Below are 24,117 nucleotides of genomic sequence, written 5' to 3' on the forward strand. Positions count from 1 at the left end.
CATGGCGAATCTGCGCGACATACGCAACCGGATTGAGTCTATAAAAAATACGCAGCAAATTACGCGTGCCATGAAAATGGTCGCTGCTGCCAAGCTTCGAAAGGCTCAAAACAGGATTATTGAAACACGGCCCTATGCTTCCAAAATGAAGGAAGTGGTGGCTCGACTTGTTAAAAATTCCGGGGATCAAAATGTGTTAATGAGAAAGCCGGAAAAAACGGAAAATATTCTGTTTATCGTTGTTAGCTCAGATCGTGGGCTTTGTGGGGCTTTCAATAACAACCTGTTTAAAAAGGTACAGGCTCATATAGAAGAGAATTTCAGTGCGTACCAGAAGAGTGGCGATCTATCGCTGGTTACCCTTGGCAAAAAGGCAACCAAACATTTCGGTAAGCGCAACTATAAGCTGAGGGATCAGGATCCCAACTTCTATGATGATCTTGAATTCAGTAAAGTCTCTGAAATAATGAAGGAGATTGTAGCTGATTTCAAAGCTGGAGAAATTGATGCTGTGTACTTGGCTTATAACGAGTTTAAATCAGTTATTGCTCAGAACAGGATTATCGAACCTGTGTTGCCTATTGACCCCTCCAAATTGATAGGTGAAGAATCAGAAACCGATGACTCTATTGATTATATATATGAGCCTGGTGTTGAATCAATTCTGGATGACCTGTTACCGCTGCATCTAAACATGCAGTTATGGAAGGCTGTGTTGGAATCCAATGCTGCTGAACAGGGTGCACGTATGACCGCGATGGACAACGCGACAGAGAACGCAAAAGAACTTGAACGTGACCTGCAACTTGAGTACAATCAGGCTCGTCAAAGTGCTATTACTACCGAGATTTCTGAAATTGTATCCGGTGCACAAGCGCTTGAAGAAGCATAGCATTTAAATAACAAATCACAATACTCAATTTTCAAATTGAATATTATTTAAGAGGGTTTGTAAAATTGATAAATTGTTATTTGTAATTTATTGGACAACGGAGAGGTGGCAGAGTGGTCGAATGCGGCGGTCTTGAAAACCGTTGAGGCCTTATGGTCTCCGGGGGTTCGAATCCCTCCCTCTCCGCTTTATTACATAAAGCGGGTGAAACACTCTGCAAAGAGTTGCATTCCCCTTCAGTGACAAGCTGAAGGGTTTTTTTTGGCAAAAAATCGACGCTTTGCCACCTTTGTCCACCATATCCCGTGACCATCGGTGCTGTCTCCTCAAAAATGCTAAACTGGACTCGCTTTCAGTGATGCAGATAGTTCTTACCCATTCTAATTTATTTAAAGACCAGTACGGTTCTCCTACCTTCCTCAACTACTCCGAATTTGGTATAATGAAGTCCATAGCATAACAAAACTTGCCATAGGGTACGAATATGTACCTTCTAGGTATTTTTTTCTTACTGTTCGGGGTACTATATTACATTTATTTCTTTAAAAAGGGAGGGATGATGGAAAACAAAGAACAGTTGTTAGAAAAGTGGCATAGAGGCAGTGGAATAATGCACATATCACATCTTATAACTGCTTCAAGGCACCAGCGTTTTCATCGAATAGTGGGCACTTTCTCATCCAGTTTAAGCGCTATTGTTGCCACTTCAATCTTTGTTGCAGCTCTGGAAGATAGTTCGCAAATGGCATTATATTACACTGCTTCAGGATTAAGTCTCTTGGCTGCAGAACTATCTGCTGCTAATTCAATCTTAAACTTTCCAAAAAGTGCGGAAGCTCATCAACGGGCTGGTTCAATGTTCCAAGGACTTCGCAGGAAATTGAAGTAGATTTATGAATTTACGAGAGGGGATGATTCGATACGATATGAGCATCTTCGAAAGAGATGGGTTGAAGCATTAAATCTATCACCACCCTTGCCACAGAAAATTCACAATAAGGTTAAAAAAGACTTTGATGAACTACATACAGAGTAAGAATAATTAGTCGCTCCTTAAAAATCCCAAAAATCATGGTTTCGTGTGGATAAACAGCTGATTTTGTGGATAAGTTAACGGTAAAATCCCGTAGATTTCGGTGGAATCTACTCAAAAACCTTACGGATTTTACTATGCTCTCAGCCTCTCCAGACCAATCGCAATGGGACATGTTCAGTCCCATCTTGAAGAGTTTTATCGACCCGCAACATCCGTTGGTCCAGCTGGCTGACACCTTGGACTGGTGCCAATTGGAGACCGAATTCACCGAGCTATACTCCAAAACCGGTCGCCCGGCCCACCCGATCCGGTTGATGGTCAGCCTGTTGTTGCTCAAACAGATGTACGGACACGGGGATGAGAGCCTGCCGGAGGGCATGGAGAAAATCTTCGGCTGGTCGGTAGCCCTGCATGGGAGGAAGGCCCGCGAGCAGGCCCTCTGCGTAGACACCACGGCCGGAGGAGACCAACATTACGTTTCCCACCGATGCCAAGCTGTATGGAAAAGTGATGCAACGACTGCGAACCATAGCCAAACAGTCCGGGATTAAACTCAAGCAATCCTACCGCTTTGTCGGTAAGAAACTGTTGCGGGCGACCCATAACGCCGCTCACCCCAAGCGGGCCAAGTCGGCCCGCAAGGCCACCCGGAAGTTGCGCACCTGCGCCGGACGGCTGCTGCGGGAGGTCCAACGGAAGCTGCCCGAGGAGGCTACGGGCCGTCACCGGCCGGCCTTGGAGCTCTGCGGTCAGGTGCTCGATCAACGTCGTCACGATAAAAACAAAGTCTACAGCCTCCACGAGCCGCATACGGCCTGCATTGCCAAGGGCAAGGCCCACAAGAAATACGAATTTGGCAGGAAGGTGAGCCTGGCGATCACAGCTAACTCTCAGGTCCTGGTGGGTGCCACCATGGCCGACGGCAATGCCCACGACTCAAAAACCCTGGAGGTCAGCCTCCGCCAATACCGGAGGCTGACCGACGGCCTGCCGGAAAAGACCATTGTCGATCGCGGCTACCGGGGCCTGACGGAGGTGCTGGGCGTACAGGTATGGTATCCGGATCGGTTCAAGGCCGGCAAAGATCGCAACAAGAAGCGCCGGCTGCGGCGCTGGTTCCGCAAGCGAACGGCCATCGAACCGATCATTGGCCACCTGAAAAACGACTACGGGCTGGACCGCAGCTACCTGAAAGGGCCGACGGGGCCCAGATGAATCTGCTGTTGGCCGGGACCGCATGGAACCTGCAGCTGTGGATGCGCCAGCTGCTTTGTTGGCTCAAGATTTTGCTGCGATTTGTCAACCCACTGAGTCGCTGGACAATCTTAAAACCAAGTTTTTAAGGATCGACTAATTAGAAATAGCAAAGGCCCCCAAATGGAGGCCTTTTATGTAAAGATAATATTCTTGGTGGCTAATTTTCCATATCCGCATTCACCACACTAACAATTTCATATACATTACTAATGCGTCGGCTGATCTCTAGTTCTCCAATTTGAGTGAGACCATCCTCTGGAAATGTAGTGTCCTCAGCCCAAGACGGATCCAGTGCATCCTTCAAGGTGGAATATAGATCGTATGATACAGTGGTAGCTTGAATATGCGGTCCCGAGGGTGACAAAATAACGGCGTTTCCCCAACCTTTTTGGGGGGTTTTACCCTCATCCATAGAAGACTTGATAAATGGAGCCCAGTGCTTGTTTTCCAAATCGATCAACTCTACAGGAGAATTTGTGTCATGAAAGATGATATTGACATAGTTATAATCTTTATCTGGCACCACTCCTTCAGCTTCGACATAGTTTTCCGGTCTGACGAACATAGTATGCATAACCGTACTCATTGAAATGGTATTCATGCTCTCGGTTGGCACATCTGGAAAAGCTTCAGAGGCATTCCATATTCCTCCAGTATTATCAATATCATTGAAGGTGTTAATGAATAGAACATTAGGGGAGTTTGGTATATTATATCCTCCCACTTTTACCAAAAGGGCCCAGAATTGGAGATTTCCCTCTTGTATAGCATTTTCCGCTACTGTTCTCCAATAAGTAGTTTCACGGTGAATAAATTGTGGCATATCTTCGTTAGATACATGACGAGATTGATACACACTAATTTCTTGGGCTTCTACTGGTAAGGTGAACGCTGTTGCGATTACAAACAGAAATGCTGAAATAAAACATTTGATAGGTCTCATGATTTTCCCTGTTAAATTAAATGTTAGAGGTGAGCCATATAGATGTCTAATAGGGGAATAGTTTTATCAGTATAGGTAATAAAACTTTGCTAACCTAATCGATTCATCTACCTTTTAGTTGGTTTCAATTGGGATGACAGGAGATAATCTTTTCCTTATTGGTATTCGTAGCAATTTTCAGACAATTAATCGGATTTTATATTGTGAGGCTCGCAAAACTGTGAGGCCAAAAATTACCGTGCATTAAAAACGGAACTATCACGGGCGAAGGTGCGCCATCTCGACCCCAACGTACCCCATAACACCCCTTACCTAGGTCTGTTAATTGAATTTTACAGAAAATAATTTAGCAAGAGTTCGATAGTTGGTACTGAAAAACCTCACTTAACAACTTGATTTGGGGAGCTAATTTGTCTCGATTAAGGTCAGCGTATTAGTATTTTAAGCACTTAATTAGATAAGGGGCATTCAGCATTGATAAAGGCCCACAGAAGCTATTCTAGCCAAAACTGATCTATTCTTAAGTTGTCGGCAAGCAGTAGTATTAATACACGTGATTTGTAATTGTTTGATTGTATTTGTTATAAGATAAATAACCGACTGGACGCCTTTTGAAGCTCCCCTATCAACTACTGTCAGAATATTCGTGTCGTACTGTTGTTAGTGTCGTTTATAGTAGCATGTACAGAGCATTTAGATTTCGAAATAGTACGTTAAGAATGTTAAATTCGTATGCGAATTTACTTTAACTTTACAGCGTTTTGCCGTAGTTTAGTTCGCGATTCGGTTACCATACCGAGAAGGGGAGTGTAAATAAGTCCTCTAGTAGCGTTTAAACGGTACTAGAGGCCTTATGGTCTCCGGGGGTTCGAATCCCTCCCTCTCCGCAATGTAGCCCCATTCCCATAGGATGGGGCTATTTCTTTAAATAAAAGGGAGTTCATTACGTTGAAGGCCAAACTTTCATGCTAAGATTCTGGATATGAATATTAAAGTGCCATTAAAGATTGTAATTGTACTGTGCTTTACCGGTTTGACCTCAAACGCCTCAGCCCAGGATACCCTTCAAATTTCACTGGCAGACTTCATTCAGCGAGGGCTTGACAACTCCGGGCAGGTCGACTATGAACGTCAAAAAGTAGATCTGGCTGAAAATACTATTGATGAAGCTCGTGCCCAGCGTTTCCTTCCGAAGTTTGAACTCAACACCCAGCATGGAACGGTGCCCGGGGTTAAGAGTAATAATCCTAATCTTCCGAAGGATGAGTATTACCTCGATCCCAACCTGGAAAATGACTGGGAGAACTGGGCTATTTTTACCCGTGCTGAGGTGAGTGCAATACAACCGATATTTGCCTGGGGAGCATTAACAAACGCAGTCGAAGCGGCAAAAGCTGGGGCTGAAGCTGCCCAATATGAATTCCAATCTAAGAAAACAGGGCTGCACATCCGCCTGTATGAACTCTACTACAGCTATATTCTTTCACAGGAAGTAAACAGGCTCGTGCTGGAAGCCCAGGATAAAATTGATGAAATAGAGAAACAGATTGATGAAAAAGTCGATGAGAAAGACTCGGATATCGACCAATCGGATGTCTACAAGTTCCAGGTTTTTAAATCCGAGTTTGCTATGCGGGCCGGTGAAGTTCAGGAGAATATAGAATACATCCGAAACGTGTGGAATTATGTGCTGCAATCGGGTCCCGAGACAGTATACACACCCACAGACCAATTTTTGGATCCCGTTTCCAACAAAATAGAAACGCTCGATTACTATAAATCGCAGGCACTTGAACGGCGGGCGGAGCTTAAAGGCATTGAAGCCGGAATAGATGCGGCAGAACACGGTATTAAAGCCACACGAGCTCAAAATTTGCCGATGCTATTCCTGGGAATTACAGGCAGTTATGCCAATACCCCAAATCGGCCGAGGCAGGACAATCCATTTATCATTAACAATACGAACTACGCTTCCGGTGGATTTGGAATCGGGATACGCCAAAATCTGGATTTCTTTTCTGCAAAAACGGACATAGAAAAACGGCAAATTCAGTATAAGCAAGCAAAATTTTTGAAGAACGCAGCCGTTGATGGAATTATGCTGGAAATCAGTGATCGATATAAGAATGCAAATATATCCGAGGTCAAGGTCGATAAGACGGATGAAGCCCTCGTCACCAGTAAAAAGTGGCTGAGACAGGAACAGTTGGACTACGATTTTGGTATAGGAGAAACTAAAGACCTTATAGATGCAATGCAGAAGGAGTTGGAACTCCGACTGCAACTGAAGCAACGTATTTTTGAATTTAATAAAGACATGGCTGAGTTGTACATATCAGCTGGTCTGCCAGTAACTTCTTTACAAACAGCAAATTAACGAGATGAAGAAAATAGCGATTTTATTTATTGTTTTGTTCATAGGGAGTTCCGTGTCGGTAGCGGCACAGAAAGACAGTACCGCAATACGAAACCTGTTGGAGCAGCGTGATGATGAGATAAAAGACCTGTTGGGACCCAAGGGAACCGAGTATACTCCTGAAAAACGCCAGAAGTTAAAAGATATCATTAACGGGGTGATAGACTATTCGGCCATGGCCCAGCACGCCCTTCAGGAAACCTATGACACGCTTACTACCGAGCAGCGAACAGAATTTATCGATTACTTTTCTACTATAATCCGTGACCAATCACTCAATAAGCTGGACATTTACCGTGCGGATGTGAGCTATAACACCATAAAAGTAAATGGCGACAGCGCATTCGTAAATACCACCGCTGTTCTTGAAAATGTCCGTACCCCTGTAAGTTATGACATGTACTACAAAACCGATGGCAAGCAGTGGGTTATTACTGATATGACTATTGATGATGTTTCCACGGCCGACTCATATCAGCGGCAGTTCCAAAATATTATTCGTAAAAGAGGATATGCATATCTGGTCAATACGCTTAAGAAAAGGGCAGCCAAGTAAAATTTCATTCCAGCGTTAATAGCTGTATATTTTTGGCTCACTAACACGGACTTATGCTTCGATCAATTCATAAAAAGAAATTAGCGCCCGAAGGGTACGTATACGCCACTTACGGGCATCCGAAATATTTAAAACATGCGATCGCCTCGGTGGTTTCCCTGCGTAGATATGACCAGGAACGACCTGTTGCCTTGGTTTGTGCTGAAAAACACAAGCAGATACTGGAAGAGCATGGGCTTACCGATATTTTCGATGTAATCCATATCCTGGAATCGGACCGAGCCTCTATTGTGGGCTTTAAGCATAATATCCATGAATATCTCTTTTTTGAGAAGAATCTGTTCCTGGATAGTGACATGATCTGGTGTAAGAATCCTGACCCGCTGTGGCAATCTTTCAAGCCTTACACTTTTACGGTTACGGGAACCCAGGTGTCCGATAACTTTTTTGGAGGTCCTAAAAATATCGGTGTAATCAAAGATATTTTGCTCCGCCGCCGAAAGCGAACACTCAAACATTTTGGATTAACCTATCTGAGTCGGGTGCAAACCGGAATGATTTATGCACAGGATTTCGGCATGACAAAGAAGGTGTGTGAATTGGCGCAAAAAATGCTCGACCGCAAGAATGAAACACACTTCCGGAGTCGCACGCTTGAACAGGGACGCAGTGAAGAATCGTGTGAGTGGAGCATTGCGATGGCGATGTCAAAGTTGAATCTGCCGATCTTCCCGTGGCTGCAGGGACATACCAGCCCACAGCTGGACTATATTGAAGATTACACTTCGCACGACCCGGATTTTGAATATGTCGTTTGCACCTATTATTGTGACCAGTTTGTCTATAATCTGCGCGGTATACAGTCAAAATGGTTGCGCAGTTTGTTAACAAAAATGGTTTCGCTTATTCCCGGTAAAGGAGACTACCTGAAAGCAACACCATATCTCTTACACTTTGGTTGGTACCATCAGAAGCAGCCCTTTTTTGAGTTTGCAGAGAAGACATGGCACCTGCTTACCAGCGGCAAGAAGGAAATGATACAGACCGAGAGTAAGCTTATACATGGAACCAACCAGTGATAAAACCGATACCTGGAAATCGGTTTTAAAAAAAGTTGTCCGCTATACCGTACAGATCGGTATCATAGGGTATCTGTTCTACAAGCTGTATGACATCGGGTTTAGCACTGTCTTAGAGTCTCTGCCGCTGGACCCGCTTTTTTACCTTATCTATATAACTATTTATTTTTCCCTGCCCCTGTCAGAGATCCTTATCTACAGCATTGGGTGGCATTTTAAGCCGATGCGCGCCTTTATGGTATTTGTGCAAAAGAAGGTGCTCAATACGGATGTGCTCGGCTATTCCGGCGAAGTCTACCTTTTCTACTGGGCAAAAAATAAGCTTAAAATTCCCGTCGAAGACGCGCTCCACTTTATTAAGGACAATAACATCTTGTCCTCTATTTCCTCAACATTCGTCTCCGTCATTCTATTAATCTTTTTCTTCACGCAGGGATACCTGAATCCGTTGGATTACCTTCCCGATGCTGAAAATAGCTACATTTACATATTGGTAGCAGCAGGAGTGCTCTTGGCCGGCTTTGTGATCTATAAGTTCCGGCACTATATTTTGTCTGTTTCTCTGGTGGAAGGCCTTAAAATTTCTTCCATTTACACTGTCAGACTTTTTATCACAAATGCCCTTCAAATTTTACAATATGCGTTGGTCAAACCCGATATTCCATGGGCAGTATGGTTCAGCCTGATGGCCGTTCAAATATTATCAACCCGTATTCCGTTTCTACCCAGCCAGGATGTGCTGTATGTGAACCTTGCCCTTGAGATGTCAGATCTGGTGCGCGTACCTGAACAAGAACTTGTCGGTATTTTAACAGCAAACCTCATCTTGCAAAAACTAATTGGCGGCATTTCTTTTTTACTTACTTCGGCCCGGCAAACAACGTTGGAAACCATGCCGGATGACGAAGATATTCAAGAATATAAAACGTACTCATAATTAATCTGCTCAAGAATTGGCTGATGAGCTATTTCGGTAAAACTTGTTTTCTGCTGGTCCTGTTGATGTTGTTATTCACATCACTAAAAGCCCAGGATGACAGGCTCCCCGATGGGAATCTCGCGGTGGGAGCAACCTTTAACACTAATCTGGATGGATTGGGCAGCTCACTGCCATTCTGGCTGCACGCCAACAAGCAGGGACTCTACGATCAGCGTTCGGCCAACAGCCTCTTTTATACAGAATTCAGTAAACCGTTGGTTACCGGTGACCAGTTATCAATTCAGACTTCCGGTCGTATCATTGGACGAGCTGCCGAGGAATCGACTCTGGGGATCCATAGACTGTCAGCAACAGCAAACTATGGTTTCCTAACTCTCAGGGTCGGAAAGTTCGTTGATCCCCTGGGGATGAACTACCACCCGCTTTCCAGTGGATCCATGCAGTACAGTATGAATGCCGAGCCCGTCCCGAAAGTAGTGCTGCAGACCGACGGTTTTGTAGATGTGCCCCTCTCTCAGGGATATGTGCAGTTTTCCTCGTACCTGGGTCATGGTTGGTTTGAGAACGCACGCTACGTTAAGAATTCGTACATACATCAAAAGTATTTCTACCTGAAGGTCAATTACAAAATGTTGGAGGGCATCGGGGGTATTATTCACAACGTGCAGTGGGGTGGTGATCACCCAACACGGGGACAACAACCCAGCTCATTCAAGGATTTCTGGCGGGTGCTCTGGGCCAAGGGCGCCGGTGAAAACTCCAATGCACCCGGTGGAGAGATTAGTAACGTGCTTGGGAATTCCGTGGCGGCATATGATTTCAACCTGCGGGTCAATCTCGATCAATTTCGACTTACATTCTACCGACTGTTTTACCTGGAGGATAAAGTCTCCACCCGGTTCCGCAGCCCATGGGATGGTATGTGGGGCGGAGGCATTATCCGTACAGCCGATCATCCCGTGCTGAAATCATTTCTTTATGAACACATAAATACCAAACGGCAGGATTCATTTGATTTTGAACCGAGGGGATCGGCCAGTTATTACAACAACAGTTTTTACCCGAGCGGATGGACCTATAAAAACCGTGTGCTCGGAAATCCACTCCTGTTGACCGATGGCTCCAACATCCGCCCGGTCTACAACAATATCATCATTGCCCATCACCTTGGAGCCCGCGGATTTCTGAATCCAAATGTAGAGTGGACCGCTTTTTACACATTCAGCCGCAATTATGGAGAGAAGAGAGACCAAATCATAGAGTACAAACCGGCTCCTCGCGAGGAAACTATTTATGGTGAATACCGTCCGATGGAAGAGCTCAAAAAAATAAATCACTCCCTCTACTTCGGCAGTACATTTTTAGTTCCACAATATGAAAACCTGGAGCTTAGTGCCGGCATTGCACTCGATGTCGGTGAGCTTTATTCCCCTGACCGCGTCGGTTTAACCTTTAGTGCTAAGTACAATATTTATTGATTCGAGAGCACGGTTCCCCCGATCTGCACGGTTCTTTAAATATTTTCTCAGTGATTATATCCGTCATCCGTGTTCTATGGGTTCCGACTGTTTAGAATGACAAATTATTCCCGGAGGAGAGTGATTCAGAATGCCGTTATTCAAGAGGCGGTATCAACCAACCCAAACTCCTTCGAATCGTCCAGGTACATCTCAAAAGCTTCTTGGGCTTCTTCAGAAAGCTGAAACTTGTAGTGATTAAAGAGGTTTCCCCGGATGAATTTATGCCAGGCGTACGTCACAAGGTCAATCGGTGAATTCCGAATGCGCCGAAGAAAGTGTTCCTGCTCCCAGGTATTATTGCCGTGATAGCAACGAATAAAAAGATGGGAGTACTTGTCAGGGAGCTGGATATAGTTGCGCTCCATCCACTCTTTCAGGAAGACCGTATCCTCCGCGCGCCGCGTATGGGGATAGGAGATAGAGGTGTCATTGCGGTGCATGATACTTCCAGGGATGCCTTCCGGAAGCTTGCCCACATAGGGATGGAGTACGAATTCCGGGGTATCCAGGTGCATCAGAGCCCCGGAAAGGCAGCAGGCATCATACCCGTCATCCAAATAGCTGGCCTGGATAGAGATGCGCTCAGGGTGATACCAATCGTCATCATCCCACTGGACGAGATAGTCACCATTGGCCTCCTGAAGGGAAACATTTCGCAGTTTACCGAGAGTGTTATCTTCTGAGGGCTCGAGCTTTACGTAATTGAGTTGCCCGTCAGGAACGGCTTCTAGAGCCTCGGTAAGATCTTGTTCCCCGTCATCAACGACCACGAGCTCTTTGTTGGAATAGTCCTGGTTATTAAAACATTTAATGGAACGCTTCATCAAATGTTTACGATTAGCTGTTACCATTATGCAACTAATTTTTGCGTCACCGCTTTTGTTCTTTGAGCTTGTATCTGTTTCTTCAGGCATGAAAGTGCTGCCGTTTTAATTAAAATATGTCAATTGTAAAGGCGTTTTAGTGAACAGCAAATATACAGTATTGTTGAAAGTTTTAATAAAGGAGATCCAATCGTTGAACTATTTTATACTGAGAATTCCATTCCTCGCTGGATTATTGACGTTATTACTCTATGGACACACATTCGGGCAAGAAATTGATACAGATAAAGAGCTGCCTCCCCTGGAAAAGACAGGAAACGGGGCCCTGCTAATCGACAAGTTTGAAGATGACACCATCGGGAGTCTGCCCTGGGAGTGGTACAATCGTGATGGTAAACGAAAAGCTGTACACCCTGAAGAACGTAAGCTTTTTCATTATTCGATAAAGGAGGAAAATGGCAATAAATTTCTGCATTACGAACATACCGATGCACGCCATCTGAATTTCCCTCTGCTAAATCGACCGAATCTCAATATTTACGAATACCCCATCCTGAGCTGGAAGTGGCGAGTTAAAAAAATGCCGGAGGGGGGCGATGAAAACAGCAGTGATTATAATGATGTAGCTGCAAGCATTTATGTAGTGTTCGACATCGGGCGGGTAGCACTCTTCAAAAAAGTGCCAAAGTCAATACGATATACCTGGAGCACCACACAGCCGGAAGGGGAGGAGTTTTCCAAACTGTTTGGCAATCAAAAGATAGTGGTTGTGGAATCAGGACCGAAGAACATGGGCAAATGGCAGACTTTTCAACGGAATATCGTTGAGGACTACCGCCGGCTTTTTGGGGATGATCCGCCTGAAACCCCAATCGCCATACTACTGTTGAGTGATGGTGACAGTACCAACTCTCTGGCAATAGCTGATTACGATAACATCGTACTGAAAAGATTCAAATCAAACTGAGAGTGGACCAATTAATAAACACGCAAATCAAATGAAACACAGCTTTTTATGATACGTAACGTGCTACGTTTTTGGCTTAATCATTTCGGGTATGAAAGCAGAGGAAACACAAGCCTTTCTCAAAAAACTAATCACGTCCCGAGCTAACTTAATTTGAATGAAATTCTTATTATGGGCTTTCTTGAAAGTCCTGGCTAACAGTAGGAACTGGCTATTTGATGAAGAAACTCCTTGATTTTTTACGCCCGTTAATCACACACAATCACCGCTCTCCCTATTGGGTTCTTGCTATCGGAGTGGTCTCGGCTGTCATTGCCGGGTACTATGCCGTTCAGTTGAAGGTCGATACTGATATTGCTAATCTACTGCCCAAGTCAAACGAGCACGTGCTGGCATTGGAACGCCTTCAAAATACAGTGGGTGGAGAAACCGACATGCAGGTAGCCATCCAGTCATCCAGCTTTGAGGACAACAAGCGATTTGCAGAAGACCTCATCCAGCAAAGCCTTAAGCTCTACGATGAGCGGACCGACAATTTTTTCTTTGAACGGGCAGAGTTTAAGAAGGAGACAGAAACCCTCAAAAATAATGCACTTTATTTTGCCACCGGCAGGGAACTACAGGATATCCGCCAGTACCTGAAAGACGAAATTCAGACCGCGAAAGAGGATGCCAACCCATTCCTGATCGATTTTGAAGAAGAGGAGCCCGACACCTCCGATGACAGCGAACAGCTCAGCGCGTTCGAAGAGAGCTATGAGTCGCTTATCCCGTCGGAGTACCCTGTTAGCGAAGATAGCACGGTTATGGTCGTAAAGTTCTATCCCACCGGCTCTAAAAGTGATTTGACCTATCTCAGGGATATGTTTGCCGAGTATGATTCCCTTCTCGCCGAGATGAATCCGCAATCCTATAATGCCGAGATGGAGGTCTATTTTGGGGGACGGCTGAAGCGCCACCTTACTGAAATTAACTCCATCATGGGTGATGTATTCAGCAGTTTTGCATCCGGAATCTCCAGCGTAATCATTTTGGTGATGCTGTACTTCTTTTTCAAAAAATATTTCCGATACCGTAAGGGGAGCAGTGACGATCAAAACCACGGTTTTTGGCAACACCTTATTCGTCTACCGGTGCCTGTACTTGTGATCGGTATCCCACTTCTTATCAGTCTGTGTTGGACTTTTGGGATCACTTATTTTGTGCTGGGTATGCTCAACACGATGACGTCGGTATTATTTGTGATTCTCTTTGGCATGGGGATCGATTACGGCATTCATTTCTATGCAAGATATATCGAAATGCGCTCCGGGGGGATGGAAATTATCGATGCCCTTGAGGCCACTTACGACAAGACCGGTTCGGCTATCTTCGTTAGTGCCCTCACCACGGCGTTCTCACTGTTTGTGCTGGTTTTAGCCAAGTTCAGGGGGTTCTCAGAATTTGGATTTATCGCAGGTACGGGCATCATGCTGGCCCTGTTTTGTATGCTTTTTGTCCTGCCGTCACTGCTCGTCATTTTCGAACGTTTCGGCTGGATTCTGCTGAACAAAGATGCGCATGAAAACTCCGGCTCCCGGCTGTTAAATCGATTCCCGATATCCCGTACGATTGTGGTACTGGGGCTGGTCGTTTCGGCAGTAGTTGTGTGGAATAGCAACCATCTGCGGTTCCAGTATGATTTTGGTGATCTGGAGCCTGAATTTCCGGAGTATGTGCAGTTCCGCGAGGTACAGAGCAAGGTCTACTCCGGGGATAAGCGCAATCCTGCCTATATCCTGGCTGACAATGAAACCGAAGTGATCAAGATTCTGGACAAGCTGCGTGAACAAATGCGTACTGATACCACCAGTCCTACAATTCTTGATGTAGAGGCCCTGCAGGAACGTTTCCCGCCCACCGATTCAGCAGCTACGGAAAAATTGCGCAGGATTGCAGAAATACGGCAGTTGCTGAATGATCCGTTTATCAAAGATCAGGATGACCCGCAGCTTGATAAGTTGCGGCGTGCGGCTCAAACGAAAGAACCTTTGCAGGTGGAAGATATTCCGGAATACCTGAAAAGCCAGTTTGTAAATAAAGAGGGAGAGATTGGCAATTTCGTTATCGCCTATCCCAGTGTGGGTCTGGCCGATGGCCGACAGTCAATCGCCTTTAAAAATGATGTTGGCAAGATAACGCTTGACAATGGCAAGGAGTTCTATGCGGCCAGTACTTCGATAATCGCCGCAGAAATGCTGGAGCTTATGCGTAGTGAAAGTCCATGGATGGTAGGCGCTACCTTTACCATGGTATTTCTGCTGATGTTCTTCTCTTTCCGCTCCTTCCGTTGGACCATCATCGGGATGCTGCCCCTGGTTGTGGGACTCCTCTGGCTGTTCGGTATTATGATGCTCACCGGGATGATGTTCAACTTCTATAACCTGGTGGTACTACCGGCCATCCTTGGGATAGGGGAGGACAACGGCGTGCACCTTGCACACCGCTATCGGGATGAAGGGCGGAACAGCATGTGGGAGGTCCTGTCGAGTACAGGTCAGCATGTCACTATAGGTTCATTGACCACCATGCTCGGCTTTTCCGGGCTGCTCTTTACCACCCATCCCGGGCTGCAGTCTCTTGGCACTATGGCCGTCATCGGCATCGGGATGACCTGGCTCACCGCCGTCACTTTCTTGCCTGCACTCATCCAGTGGCTGGAGGATAAAAACTGGATCCGCTTTTAGGAAGGATTGAATGATAGAAGGATTGAGGGATTGAGGGATTGAAGGAAAGAATGCTTGAGGTTGTGATTCTCTACTCTTCAAACATTCAATCCTTCAACAAATCAATCCCTCTTAACCCTTCTTACTGCTTCCAGAAGGTCGGTGTAAAGATCAGCAACACCGTAAAGACCTCCAGCCGTCCCACCATCATGAGCATAATCAGCAGCCATTTCCCAAGGTAGGGGACATGTGCAAAGTTATCGGTAGGCCCAAAATCACCCCAGCCCGGACCAATATTCCCCAGGCAGGCGATACTTGCCCCGGTAGCCGAGAGCAGATCATAGCCAAAAGCCGTGATGATAAGCGTTCCGATCCCGAAGATAAGGATGTAGAAAATGAAGAAACTGAGTACCGTACGCTGGATATTGTGATCCACAATTTTATCACCAATACGGATCGGCAGAATTGCCTTGGGGTGGATGATCTGCTTGATCTCACGGAACGTATTCCTAATAATGATAAGCCAGCGAATCATTTTGATGCCACCGCCAGTGGAGCCCGCACAACCTCCTGTAAAGAATAGCAGGAAGAGGGCAAACGCCCCGAGCGGGTACCATAGTTCATAATCGCTGGTTCCAAATCCCGTAGTTGTGACAATAGAAACCACCTGGAAAGAGCCGTATCGCAACGCTTCGCCCACAGAATAACTATTGAAAAGAAACAGGGACAAACTCACGAGAAGCGTACCGCCAAGGACCACCAACGAGTAAAAACGGACCTCCCGGTTGTCCAAAAAGGAATCGGTGTCCCCCTTCAGCAGGCGGAAGTGCAGCGCAAAGTTGATACCGGCCAGGAACATAAACAGGGTTATTACAAGATCAATATAGACCGAATCAAAAGCGGCGATGCTGGCATTTTTAGTCGAAAACCCCCCTGTGGCCAGCGTGGCAAACGCGTGGTTGAGTGAATCAAACCAGTCCATTGAGGGGTGAATCCAAAGCAGTAGAAACTCTACCGCAGTAAAAGCCACATACACCACCCAAAGTAGTTTGGCTGTCTCCTGCACTCGCGGTGTGAGTTTGTCAGTGGTTGGACCCGGTGATTCTGCCTGGAACAGCTGCATTCCCCCAATACCCAACAATGGCAGGATAGCAATTGAAAGCACGATTATGCCCATGCCGCCCAGCCAATGTGCCAGCGACCGCCAGAACAGCATACTCCTCGGAATCGCCTCAATCTGTGGATTATGAAAACCGTCGCTGGTAGTGCCGCCCAGGATCGTCGCCCCGGTGGTGGTGAGACCGCTCATCGTTTCAAATACCGCGTCCGTATAACTGGGGATTATCCCGGAAATAACAAAGGGCAGGGCCCCTACGAGCGAAAGAAAAAGCCAGGTCAGGCTCACTACCAGGAATCCCTCCCGTATGCGCAACTCGTTTTCCGGTTTGAAGAAGTAATAAAGGGCTCCTCCCACAGCAAAGGCGATGGAGGCGGAATACAGGAAGGAGTGCCAGGTCGTCCCCTCGTAGACCAAGTCTACAGCAACGGGAATCAACAGGGCAAACCCTAAAAAGAAGACAAATGATCCCAGGATCCCCAGAACGGTAAGGATGTCAATCTTGGGGCGGTTCAGGCTTTTTTTGATCTGTGTTTGGGATATGGCCATTATTGAAAAAGCGAGGTGATTTTATCGACAGCTTCCGGCAGGCAGAACACAATGACGCGGTCGTTTGCTTTAATCTGGGACTGACCGGTAGCTATTTCCACGGACCCGTTGCGCTGTATGCCGCCGATGACACAACCCTGGGGGAAGCCAATTTTCTGTATCGGCTTTTTAACTACTTTGGAGCCGGGCGCTGCTTGTAGTTCAATGACCTCAGCCTTGATACCCTGCAGGGCAGTGACCGAAATGACGCGTCCCCGGCGAACGTAGCGGTGTATTTCGTTGGAGGCCGCCGACTTCTTATTAATGGCAGCATCCAGCCCGATCGTCTGGCTCAGGGGGATGTAATCCGATTTGGAAACCAGGGCCACCGTTTTCTTAACCTCAAGGTGCTTGGCCATCAGGCAGGAGATAATATTCGATTCCTCGTCATCAGTAACAGAAATAAAAGCGTCGGTATCGGAAATACCCTCTGTGGCAAGCAGGTCCGGATCGGTAGGGTTACCGTTGAGTACCAGCACATCTTTAAGGTCTTGTGCCAGCTCAACAGCAATGTCATAATCAGGTTCAATAAGCTTGATGGTCCAGCTCTTTTCCTGGCTGCAGAGCATCCGCGCCACCATCTCACCCACAGGAGTACCTCCGGCAATCATGATGGTGTTGATCTCGGTTTCGATCTTGCCAGTAGTCTTAATCACATTTGGAATTGACTCTGTCTGGGCCAGCACAAAAATTTGATCAAGTGCCTGCAGCCGCACCGTACCGCTCGGGATGATGGTGAGCCCCCGCCGCGCTATTGCCACCACACGGAAGGTTATTTCGGAGAACTCTTCGGCATACTCACTCAGGGTCTTGCCAACAAGTGGTGAATTTTTCTCCAGCCGCAGCCCGATAAGCTGCATCTTGTCATCCGCCAGGTTGATCACATCCGTGGCTGTGGAGCGTTTGATTAGCTGAACAATCTCCTGCGCAGCACTGAGCTCCGGATGGATCATCACGTCAATACCCAGGTCGGTGGGTTTTAGCGGAGAGTTGGGCCGGGAGAGTTCGTCATTGCGAATCCGGGCGATGACCATCTGTGTCCCGAGACGCTTGCTCAGCATAGAGGCGATCATATTCACCTCATCGATGCTGGTCACCGCAATTGTGATATCGGCCTCTTTTACGCCGGCATCGACTAGATCTTTGGCTGAAGTAGCATTCCCCTCGTGGCAGAGCACGTCGAGGTTTTCTGTTACCTTGTTGAGTGAATCCTTATCGCGGTCAAGGACAATGACATCGTGCTTCTCCTTGGAGAGCACGCTGGCAAGGTCATATCCTATTTCCCCGGCGCCGATTATTACAATCTTCAAAAGTAAATAAGTTTATCAACGTTCATTCAAATAATGCTATAAAAGTGAAAAGGCATTATTGAAAAGTCAAAAACAAGACCAAGTATAAAGAATTTCAGGCTGGAACTAAATAATTAGATGGACCCTTTAATCAAAATAGTGCTCGATGAACCCACCCCGCTTTTGTTTCGCAACCCCACGAAACAAAACCACCCCTCCCGGGAGGGGACTCGTTCGAGGTTGTAGGAGACATTAGCTCGATTTCAACTTTGAGCCTATTTCAATATGGAATTGAGATTCCTTGATATAATGCGGCTCATATAAATCCCCACCTCGGAACCTCGGAGGGGACCATGCTACTTCCTCCAGAAGTAGCATGCGGGGTGGGTTTCCAGGGCAGAAATCCAAAATTAGCAATTAATTTGTAAGGATCTGCCTTCTCAGCGGTCTATTAAACAGCTATGAGTCCAAAACCTTTGCCATATAATCCCAAACTCGTTCCCCTGGCCCGCAAGCTGCGTAATAATAGCACCCTTACTGAAGTACTCCTCTGGAAGAAGCTCCGAAGCAAGCAAATGCTGGGCAAAGACTTCGACCGCCAGAAACCGATTGGTAACTATATCGTTGATTTCTTCTGCCGCGAACTAATGCTGGCCATTGAGATTGACGGGGCCAGTCACCAGTTCAACGGGGAGCAGGACCTACAACGCCAACAGGAGCTGGAGGCAATGGGCGTAGAATTTCTACGTTTCAGGGACTGGGAAGTAAAGAAGGAGATGGACGAAGTGATTAAGGCCATCCGTTGGAAGGTGAAGCAACTGGAAGGGTAGGAGGCTGAGTATCTGTGATAATGCCAAGTGAATTGAAATAGTGCTCGATGAACCCACCCCACTTTTGTTTCGCAACCCCACGAAACAAAACCACCCCTCCCGGGAGGGGACTCGTTCAAAGTGGTATGAATTCAATAGCACGATTTCAACTTTGAGCCTATTTCAATATGGAATTGAGATTCCTTGATATAATGCGGCTCATATAAATCCCCACCTCGGAACCTCGGAGGGGACCATGCTACTTCCTCCAGAAGTAGCATGCGGGGTGGGTTCCCAGGGGCAGAAATCCAAATTCAATAATTAGAAAGCGGTAAACTTGTATCCAAGACAGTATTCAAGAGTGAACATGCGCTTTCCGTTCAAGTTCGGTTTTACTCCTAACCGCGGTACCACGCCTTGTAGGATACGTTTATCAGTGGATATCCTGCCTATCTTTTACTGGCTGATCAAAGTTCATATTCTTTAAATTCGATAATTTGCGTTAAAAGGAAAGCTTCCTGTGGTAAAAACAAAAGTGAAGAGATGGAATTTTTAGTTGGCATTATCCCAATAAAATTGTTTTATAAAACAACATCCTAACCAAAAAATCGGGGGTAAGCATGTTAAAACGTCTTAAGTCAACTAATTTAACCGAATTTGCAGATACCGGAATTGCACTGCTCATCTTACGGGTAGTCACATCATTTGCTATGATTTTCGGCCACGGCTGGGGTAAGCTGGTGAACGTTTTCAGCGGTAACTTCCAGTTTCTTGATCCCATCGGCCTGGGGCCAACGCTCTCTCTTATCCTAGCTGCGTTCGCCGAAGGTATCTGTTCCCTCTTGGTTATGTTCGGCTTTTATGCACGTGGGGCAGCATTGGTCCTTGTTATAAATATGTCAGTAGCCTTTTTGTTTGTGCATCTCTTTAACGATCCATTCGGCCGAATGGAGCTCCCACTGGTTTACCTGGTCATTTTCCTCACCATTTTCCTCCTCGGACCCGGTAAATATTCGATAGACAGCAAATAAAGCCACCTGAGAATATTATTATCTAAATAGGGAGTGGTGTAAATACCACTCCTTTTTTTATATCAGGGACAGCTCAGTAGGTAGGAGTTACCATATATAAGGTAATTGTTATCCTCAGGCACAGTTCCACATCGTTGATTCTTTTTTTTATGACTCGTTTCCCAGCTACTTATCATTGTTAATTGTTAAAGTGGCGTTCCCTTCGGTGGATTGGGCTGAGGAAAACCGCGGTTCATATTCCAGGGGAACGATTGAAAGGGAAAGTCGCCCGAGAGGTGACCGGGAATGGTTGTGATTCTCGCTTCTGACGGCAGGCCATTTTGAATTAAAGGGTGATGTATGAGTGAAGGCAGCTGTTGCAGCTTTTCTACCGAAAGACCACTCCGTAGGGCACGAATAACAATTTTGTCGGCCTGCCACGGGGGCGTCACTGAGGTCATCTGGGATAAAGTACTGATAGCTGTAGCCAGTTCAGGTAATCCCACATTTGGGGGAAGTGAACGGTTTGAGAGACTATGGAGTATAGTTTTTGCGGCTGATGCCGAGGCAGAATTTTCGTTTACCTTTGATATTGCGACAGTTAATTCATTGCGAAATTCTGTGTGGGATGCTGTCTGGACCGGTAAATCACGATTTTCTGCAAGCCATGAATCGATCATATCTGCAGCACGGATAGTCCGTTCCTGGATTGTGAGGACATTAGACTCTATACGATCCGGAGAAATACCCTTCGCAAAACCTTCGTAACTCTTGTTGAACACCTGTTTGTATGGTAGTCCATTACGGGCCAGTTCGGTTGCAGAACGAAGAATAGTGACCAGCGTTTGATCAGGAAGATTATTTTGTTCAGCGCGGTTGGATAGTTCGTTCAGCATAGATACTTCTATGCCCGCCTCCCTGGCCTCATTTATCGTTTCGGCCGGATTGAAATCCTGGCCACATACTTCTGAAAATGAGACTGCAACCAGGATTAATCCAGTGCTGACCCAAAGCATTATGTTGATATACCATCTCAAGGTTATGGGACATTATAGTTGTCTGTGATGATCTGTAAGTATGACGCACGAAATTGGAGAAGGTTACTATTTAATTTTTGGTTACTTGAATTATGTATGGAAAGGGAAGCACTTCGTCATCGCACGTCGCCTTGATATCGCGACAAAACTCAAAATAGATGGAAAATGGGAAAGGCCTGCACCGGGCAGGCCTTTTCCACTAAATATTTCTATTCTGGTCTATTTCTGGGATAGCTCAATAGTACCAATGTCATTGTTCTCACCTTCCGTGACACTCACACCAGTTTCTTCAGAGGAGCTAAACTCTTCGTTCCGGGGATCAATTGCGACGTCATATGTGCCCCCTTCAAGCCCCATAAGGGTGAACTCACCGCTGGTTGTATCGGCAATGGTCGTGGAAAGGGTGTCGCTGCCGGAAATAGCGTAGACCACCGGTTTCGCTTCTGCCTGAGCCACTGTGCCTGCTATGTTGCCGGTTACAGCCAAATTGGTTGCACGGATAACCGGTTGAAGCAGGTATGAAACAGAATTGCTCTGGCCAGCTTTTACTACCGAACGGCTTGCGTCAAAGTCGAGCAACAGGATATAGGTGATATTTTCCTCGATTTCGGCGTTAACATTTAACTTAACACCGGTTTGGCTGCCACTGGGGACCATCATTTCATGGGTTTCACCGTCTATGACAACATTATGGCCCTCATCTGCAAGTATCAGTCGAATTTGCTGGTAAGTACCGGCTTCAAGCGTGGTATCACCTAAAACTGTATAAGCGCCGTTGGTTAGTTCCAGCAGGTTATAGGTTTCCTGAGGTTCGCTGATAGTGGACCAGCCGTCCTGGGAACCTTCTCTGTTAACTTCAACTCGTTCAATATTGACATTTACCTGGTCGGCGCTGTCAATGGGAGCGTCATGCATTCTTACCTCGAGAGTTCCCATACCGGTATCGGAATTGGTTCCGCAGCCAACTGCAAATAGGATAAGTCCGGAAATAAGTAAAATGGGAAGTCGTAGCAGTTTAGTCTGTATCATAATAGCCTATCGATTTTTTAAAATTAATTGTAGATGATGTTTTTACCGTCTGTGTTTATATATGAAGATTATGACAGGAAATGGTTACAAATTTTTAATGTTTTACATTCTATAGCTACCTTTTCAGTGGTTTAAAGGCCTTCAACGCCTGAAGGTGAAAGAGTTCAGCGTTTCATGGACCGGGAAGTAAAGAAGATGAGAGGCGAAGTTCTCAGGGCCATTCTCCGGAAGGATAGAGGCTGGTTATCTGAGTTAGTTTTCTTGGTGAAATGAAATAGTGCCTTGTGAACCCACCCCGCTTTTGTTTCACAAATCCACGAAACAAAACCACCCCTCCGAGGAGGGGACTCGCACGAGGTTGTGTGAGACATTAGCTCGAATTTAACATTGAGCCTATTTTAATCTGAAACTGAGATTCCTTATTAAAACTCAGCTCATATAAATCCCCTCCTCGGAGGGGACCACGCTGCTTCGTCCAGAAGCAGAGTGTGGGGTGGGTTCCCAGAGCACCAAGCTATTGGCTGTAGTGGATTAAGAAGAACTTACTTCAGTTATCAGAAAAGTTGCTGGATATCAGCCTGGTTGTAACGGTTGGGGCATCCACTCAACGAACTGTTCACGCTCAGGCGGGTTATCCATCCAGGAAACATCGGGCTGGAGAAAATCAAAGCATTCCTCTACGGTGTACAATTTAGGGATCTGCAAATTCCAGGGATTACCGCTGCTGCTCGTCCAGCAGATTTTCTCGTGTTCAGCAATCCACGTGGCCAGGGACAACTGCTGGCGTACATCCTGTTCCAGGTATGCAATGACAGCCTCGCGCTCCCCGTCTGCCCACAACTGAGGGGCCTTGGAGCCGTCCATATTTGTTACCAGTGTCCCGCCCGAGAGCCGAATTTCCTTGAGCTTTCCAGCCAGTCCAGCTCCGGCCAGCGCCTTCTGCAGCCCCAGGTACCATCCTTTTTGGAAGGTGACATAGAGCATAAGGTCGTGGTGGGAGAGGGCCAGCCTGGCAGATCGGGGGAGCTGTCCGGCACTGTGGGCCAACACCGGGAAGTCAAAGGCACACCCGTTCCATGTGGCGATGCCGTAGCCTTCTGAAGCGATGGTGCCAAGCAGGTCAAGCAGCTCCTGCGACTGGGATCGGCTCAGCGCCGGATCGCCTTCAAAGACTTCAATGTTCTCCCTGTCGCCGAACGCAACGGCGGCACAGCTTATCTCCAGGGCGTCCAGGTCCCGGCTGCCCTCTGGCAGGGGCGTGGCAAGTTCGATATCAAAAGAGGCTAGTTTCATGAAATCTCCTATCTGGTTGAAAAATCATGAAAGGATACAATTTTGAATGTGCAATCGAAAACTTAGATCGGGTATAACCAGGCAATTAGCAATAACGAGTCTCCTCTGTGGAAGCGATGCCGATCGGAGGGAGGCGGGGGGAGCTGAATAATTATTTGCTAAGCTACGTAATGAGTATTTTTTTAATAAAAACTCTTTCAAACTATTTATGGCAGCTTAAATGGGTACAAAAGAAATTAATTGGGATGAAAACCTATTGTTCATTGGGAATGATATTAAAGTCAATAATTCAATTGATGAAGAGAGAAGAAATGAAATTCGTAAAGAAATTGAGCCTTGGCTTTCAGCAATCTTTCAAAGCGAACAATTTTCTCTGTTAGTTGGTAGTGGACTATCAAATGCCTTGGCAAAAATTGCAGACATTGATAGTCAAGATATGAGTAGACTCGAATTTGAAGGAGAGTATAGTCAAGAAATTAAAGCATACGCTGAAAAAACAGCAGAGGAATTCGGTCGTGGAACTCCAAATTTTGAAGATGACCTTAGGGCTTCTTTAGAATTATTGAGAGGATATCAAATACAGGATATTACAGCGAGCGATAATGATTCGTCAGAAAACGAAGATGGAGAGGAAGAAAAAATATAGATAAGCTCAAAACTGAGATAGATAAAAATTTAGCTACCTTAGTAAAAAATATTCTAGCTACTGAGAGTAACTTTTTAAAACAGCTAAAAGAACAGAAATCTGCTGCTAAAGCATCACTAAAAAATTTAAAGACTTTTTTGTTGAGCTTTGCAAGTCGTTCATCG

21 protein-coding genes and 1 tRNA gene are annotated in these 24,117 nt (G+C 46.1%); 15 read left to right on the top strand and 7 right to left on the bottom strand.

What is annotated here, in order from left to right:
• Position 1: 1 nt before the first annotated feature.
• The 5 genes from atpG (at position 2) to NC796_RS08355 (ending at position 3,143) form a co-directional block, all read left to right on the top strand.
• Entirely contained in the window at positions 2-892 is an 891-nt protein-coding gene (gene atpG / locus NC796_RS08335; protein ID WP_310683866.1) for an ATP synthase F1 subunit gamma, read from the top strand.
• A gap of 99 nt (positions 893-991) precedes the next feature.
• Positions 992-1,078, top strand: a tRNA-Ser gene (locus tag NC796_RS08340).
• 370 nt (positions 1,079-1,448) lie between these two features.
• The gene (locus tag NC796_RS08345; RefSeq protein WP_310683868.1) at positions 1,449-1,781 is read left to right on the top strand and encodes an SLATT domain-containing protein; all 333 of its coding nucleotides are present in this window, start codon (positions 1,449-1,451) and stop codon (positions 1,779-1,781) included.
• Positions 1,782-2,062: 281 nt separating this feature from the next.
• Positions 2,063-2,479: a hypothetical protein gene (locus tag NC796_RS08350; RefSeq protein WP_310683870.1), complete on the top strand. Its 417-nt coding sequence runs from the start codon at positions 2,063-2,065 to the stop codon at positions 2,477-2,479.
• Positions 2,439-3,143, top strand: a complete 705-nt coding sequence (locus tag NC796_RS08355) for a transposase (protein WP_310683872.1) — start codon at positions 2,439-2,441, stop codon at positions 3,141-3,143. Before NC796_RS08350 ends, NC796_RS08355 begins: the two co-directional genes overlap by 41 nt.
• 199 nt (positions 3,144-3,342) lie before the next feature.
• Here NC796_RS08355 and NC796_RS08360 read toward each other — a convergent pair whose 3' ends face one another.
• On the bottom strand, positions 3,343-4,128 hold the full coding sequence (locus tag NC796_RS08360; RefSeq protein ID WP_310683874.1) for a hypothetical protein: 786 nt from the start codon (positions 4,126-4,128) through the stop codon (positions 3,343-3,345).
• A 982-nt stretch (positions 4,129-5,110) separates the two neighbouring features.
• On the opposite strand from NC796_RS08360, the gene NC796_RS08365 reads away from it, so the two are divergent.
• The 5 genes from NC796_RS08365 to NC796_RS08385 are packed head-to-tail and all read left to right on the top strand — an operon-like array spanning position 5,111 to position 10,597.
• Positions 5,111-6,505, top strand: a complete 1,395-nt coding sequence (locus tag NC796_RS08365; protein ID WP_310683876.1) for a TolC family protein — start codon at positions 5,111-5,113, stop codon at positions 6,503-6,505.
• Positions 6,506-6,509: 4 nt separating this feature from the next.
• Complete coding sequence (locus NC796_RS08370; RefSeq protein ID WP_310683878.1) at positions 6,510-7,100, top strand: ABC transporter substrate-binding protein; 591 nt, start codon at positions 6,510-6,512, stop codon at positions 7,098-7,100.
• Positions 7,101-7,153: 53 nt separating this feature from the next.
• Positions 7,154-8,179, top strand: a complete 1,026-nt coding sequence (locus NC796_RS08375; RefSeq protein ID WP_310683880.1) for a glycosyltransferase family A protein — start codon at positions 7,154-7,156, stop codon at positions 8,177-8,179.
• Complete coding sequence (locus NC796_RS08380; RefSeq protein WP_310683882.1) at positions 8,163-9,116, top strand: hypothetical protein; 954 nt, start codon at positions 8,163-8,165, stop codon at positions 9,114-9,116. Before NC796_RS08375 ends, NC796_RS08380 begins: the two co-directional genes overlap by 17 nt.
• 23 nt (positions 9,117-9,139) lie before the next feature.
• Entirely contained in the window at positions 9,140-10,597 is a 1,458-nt protein-coding gene (locus NC796_RS08385) for a capsule assembly Wzi family protein (RefSeq protein ID WP_310683884.1), read from the top strand.
• A 140-nt stretch (positions 10,598-10,737) separates the two neighbouring features.
• Here NC796_RS08385 and NC796_RS08390 read toward each other — a convergent pair whose 3' ends face one another.
• On the bottom strand, positions 10,738-11,553 hold the full coding sequence (locus NC796_RS08390) for a glycosyltransferase family 2 protein (RefSeq protein ID WP_310683885.1): 816 nt from the start codon (positions 11,551-11,553) through the stop codon (positions 10,738-10,740).
• A gap of 103 nt (positions 11,554-11,656) precedes the next feature.
• On the opposite strand from NC796_RS08390, the gene NC796_RS08395 reads away from it, so the two are divergent.
• Positions 11,657-12,430, top strand: a complete 774-nt coding sequence (locus NC796_RS08395) for a DUF3047 domain-containing protein (protein WP_310683886.1) — start codon at positions 11,657-11,659, stop codon at positions 12,428-12,430.
• Positions 12,431-12,648: 218 nt separating this feature from the next.
• Positions 12,649-15,156, top strand: a complete 2,508-nt coding sequence (locus NC796_RS08400) for an MMPL family transporter (protein WP_310683888.1) — start codon at positions 12,649-12,651, stop codon at positions 15,154-15,156.
• Positions 15,157-15,277: 121 nt separating this feature from the next.
• Here the strand turns inward: NC796_RS08400 and NC796_RS08405 are convergent, their stop codons facing one another.
• Both NC796_RS08405 and trkA read right to left on the bottom strand, forming a co-directional pair.
• Entirely contained in the window at positions 15,278-16,801 is a 1,524-nt protein-coding gene (locus NC796_RS08405; RefSeq protein WP_310683889.1) for a potassium transporter TrkG, read from the bottom strand.
• Complete coding sequence (gene trkA / locus NC796_RS08410) at positions 16,801-18,150, bottom strand: Trk system potassium transporter TrkA (RefSeq protein WP_310683891.1); 1,350 nt, start codon at positions 18,148-18,150, stop codon at positions 16,801-16,803. The genes NC796_RS08405 and trkA overlap by 1 nt, the downstream gene beginning before the upstream one ends.
• Before the next feature lie 440 nt (positions 18,151-18,590).
• On the opposite strand from trkA, the gene NC796_RS08415 reads away from it, so the two are divergent.
• Both NC796_RS08415 and NC796_RS08420 read left to right on the top strand, forming a co-directional pair.
• A complete protein-coding gene (locus NC796_RS08415) occupies positions 18,591-18,959 on the top strand; it encodes a DUF559 domain-containing protein (protein WP_310683893.1) in 369 nt (122 codons plus the stop codon).
• Between the two features lie 599 nt (positions 18,960-19,558).
• Positions 19,559-19,969: a DoxX family protein gene (locus NC796_RS08420; RefSeq protein ID WP_310683895.1), complete on the top strand. Its 411-nt coding sequence runs from the start codon at positions 19,559-19,561 to the stop codon at positions 19,967-19,969.
• 185 nt (positions 19,970-20,154) lie between these two features.
• Here NC796_RS08420 and NC796_RS08425 read toward each other — a convergent pair whose 3' ends face one another.
• The 3 genes from NC796_RS08425 to NC796_RS08435 all read right to left on the bottom strand — a co-directional run bounded on the left by NC796_RS08425 (position 20,155) and on the right by NC796_RS08435 (position 23,307).
• Entirely contained in the window at positions 20,155-20,985 is an 831-nt protein-coding gene (locus NC796_RS08425; protein WP_310683896.1) for a hypothetical protein, read from the bottom strand.
• 219 nt (positions 20,986-21,204) lie between these two features.
• The gene (locus NC796_RS08430; RefSeq protein ID WP_310683898.1) at positions 21,205-22,014 is read right to left on the bottom strand and encodes a DUF4382 domain-containing protein; all 810 of its coding nucleotides are present in this window, start codon (positions 22,012-22,014) and stop codon (positions 21,205-21,207) included.
• Positions 22,015-22,587: 573 nt separating this feature from the next.
• A complete protein-coding gene (locus tag NC796_RS08435) occupies positions 22,588-23,307 on the bottom strand; it encodes a ribonuclease H-like domain-containing protein (protein WP_310683900.1) in 720 nt (239 codons plus the stop codon).
• Between the two features lie 220 nt (positions 23,308-23,527).
• On the opposite strand from NC796_RS08435, the gene NC796_RS08440 reads away from it, so the two are divergent.
• Complete coding sequence (locus NC796_RS08440) at positions 23,528-23,953, top strand: hypothetical protein (RefSeq protein WP_310683902.1); 426 nt, start codon at positions 23,528-23,530, stop codon at positions 23,951-23,953.
• The last annotated feature ends 164 nt before the right edge of the window (positions 23,954-24,117 follow it).

The sequence above is a fragment of the Aliifodinibius sp. S!AR15-10 genome, assembly GCF_031569985.1.
Taxonomy (GTDB): Bacteria; Bacteroidota; Rhodothermia; order Balneolales; family Balneolaceae; genus JAMQKA01.

Coding starts and splice junctions, on each gene's coding strand:
- NC796_RS08345 (WP_310683868.1), top strand. CDS start 1,449: ATGATGGAAAACAAAGAACAGTTGTTAGAAAAGTGGCATAGAGGCAGT.
- NC796_RS08370 (WP_310683878.1), top strand. CDS start 6,510: ATGAAGAAAATAGCGATTTTATTTATTGTTTTGTTCATAGGGAGTTCC.
- NC796_RS08420 (WP_310683895.1), top strand. CDS start 19,559: ATGTTAAAACGTCTTAAGTCAACTAATTTAACCGAATTTGCAGATACC.
- NC796_RS08355 (WP_310683872.1), top strand. CDS start 2,439: ATGCAACGACTGCGAACCATAGCCAAACAGTCCGGGATTAAACTCAAG.
- NC796_RS08415 (WP_310683893.1), top strand. CDS start 18,591: ATGAGTCCAAAACCTTTGCCATATAATCCCAAACTCGTTCCCCTGGCC.
- NC796_RS08405 (WP_310683889.1), bottom strand. CDS start 16,801: ATGGCCATATCCCAAACACAGATCAAAAAAAGCCTGAACCGCCCCAAG.
- NC796_RS08435 (WP_310683900.1), bottom strand. CDS start 23,307: ATGAAACTAGCCTCTTTTGATATCGAACTTGCCACGCCCCTGCCAGAG.
- NC796_RS08440 (WP_310683902.1), top strand. CDS start 23,528: ATGGGTACAAAAGAAATTAATTGGGATGAAAACCTATTGTTCATTGGG.
- NC796_RS08365 (WP_310683876.1), top strand. CDS start 5,111: ATGAATATTAAAGTGCCATTAAAGATTGTAATTGTACTGTGCTTTACC.
- NC796_RS08375 (WP_310683880.1), top strand. CDS start 7,154: ATGCTTCGATCAATTCATAAAAAGAAATTAGCGCCCGAAGGGTACGTA.
- NC796_RS08390 (WP_310683885.1), bottom strand. CDS start 11,553: ATGCCTGAAGAAACAGATACAAGCTCAAAGAACAAAAGCGGTGACGCA.
- NC796_RS08380 (WP_310683882.1), top strand. CDS start 8,163: ATGGAACCAACCAGTGATAAAACCGATACCTGGAAATCGGTTTTAAAA.
- NC796_RS08400 (WP_310683888.1), top strand. CDS start 12,649: ATGAAGAAACTCCTTGATTTTTTACGCCCGTTAATCACACACAATCAC.
- NC796_RS08360 (WP_310683874.1), bottom strand. CDS start 4,128: ATGAGACCTATCAAATGTTTTATTTCAGCATTTCTGTTTGTAATCGCA.
- NC796_RS08385 (WP_310683884.1), top strand. CDS start 9,140: ATGAGCTATTTCGGTAAAACTTGTTTTCTGCTGGTCCTGTTGATGTTG.
- NC796_RS08430 (WP_310683898.1), bottom strand. CDS start 22,014: ATGATACAGACTAAACTGCTACGACTTCCCATTTTACTTATTTCCGGA.
- atpG (WP_310683866.1), top strand. CDS start 2: ATGGCGAATCTGCGCGACATACGCAACCGGATTGAGTCTATAAAAAAT.
- NC796_RS08350 (WP_310683870.1), top strand. CDS start 2,063: ATGCTCTCAGCCTCTCCAGACCAATCGCAATGGGACATGTTCAGTCCC.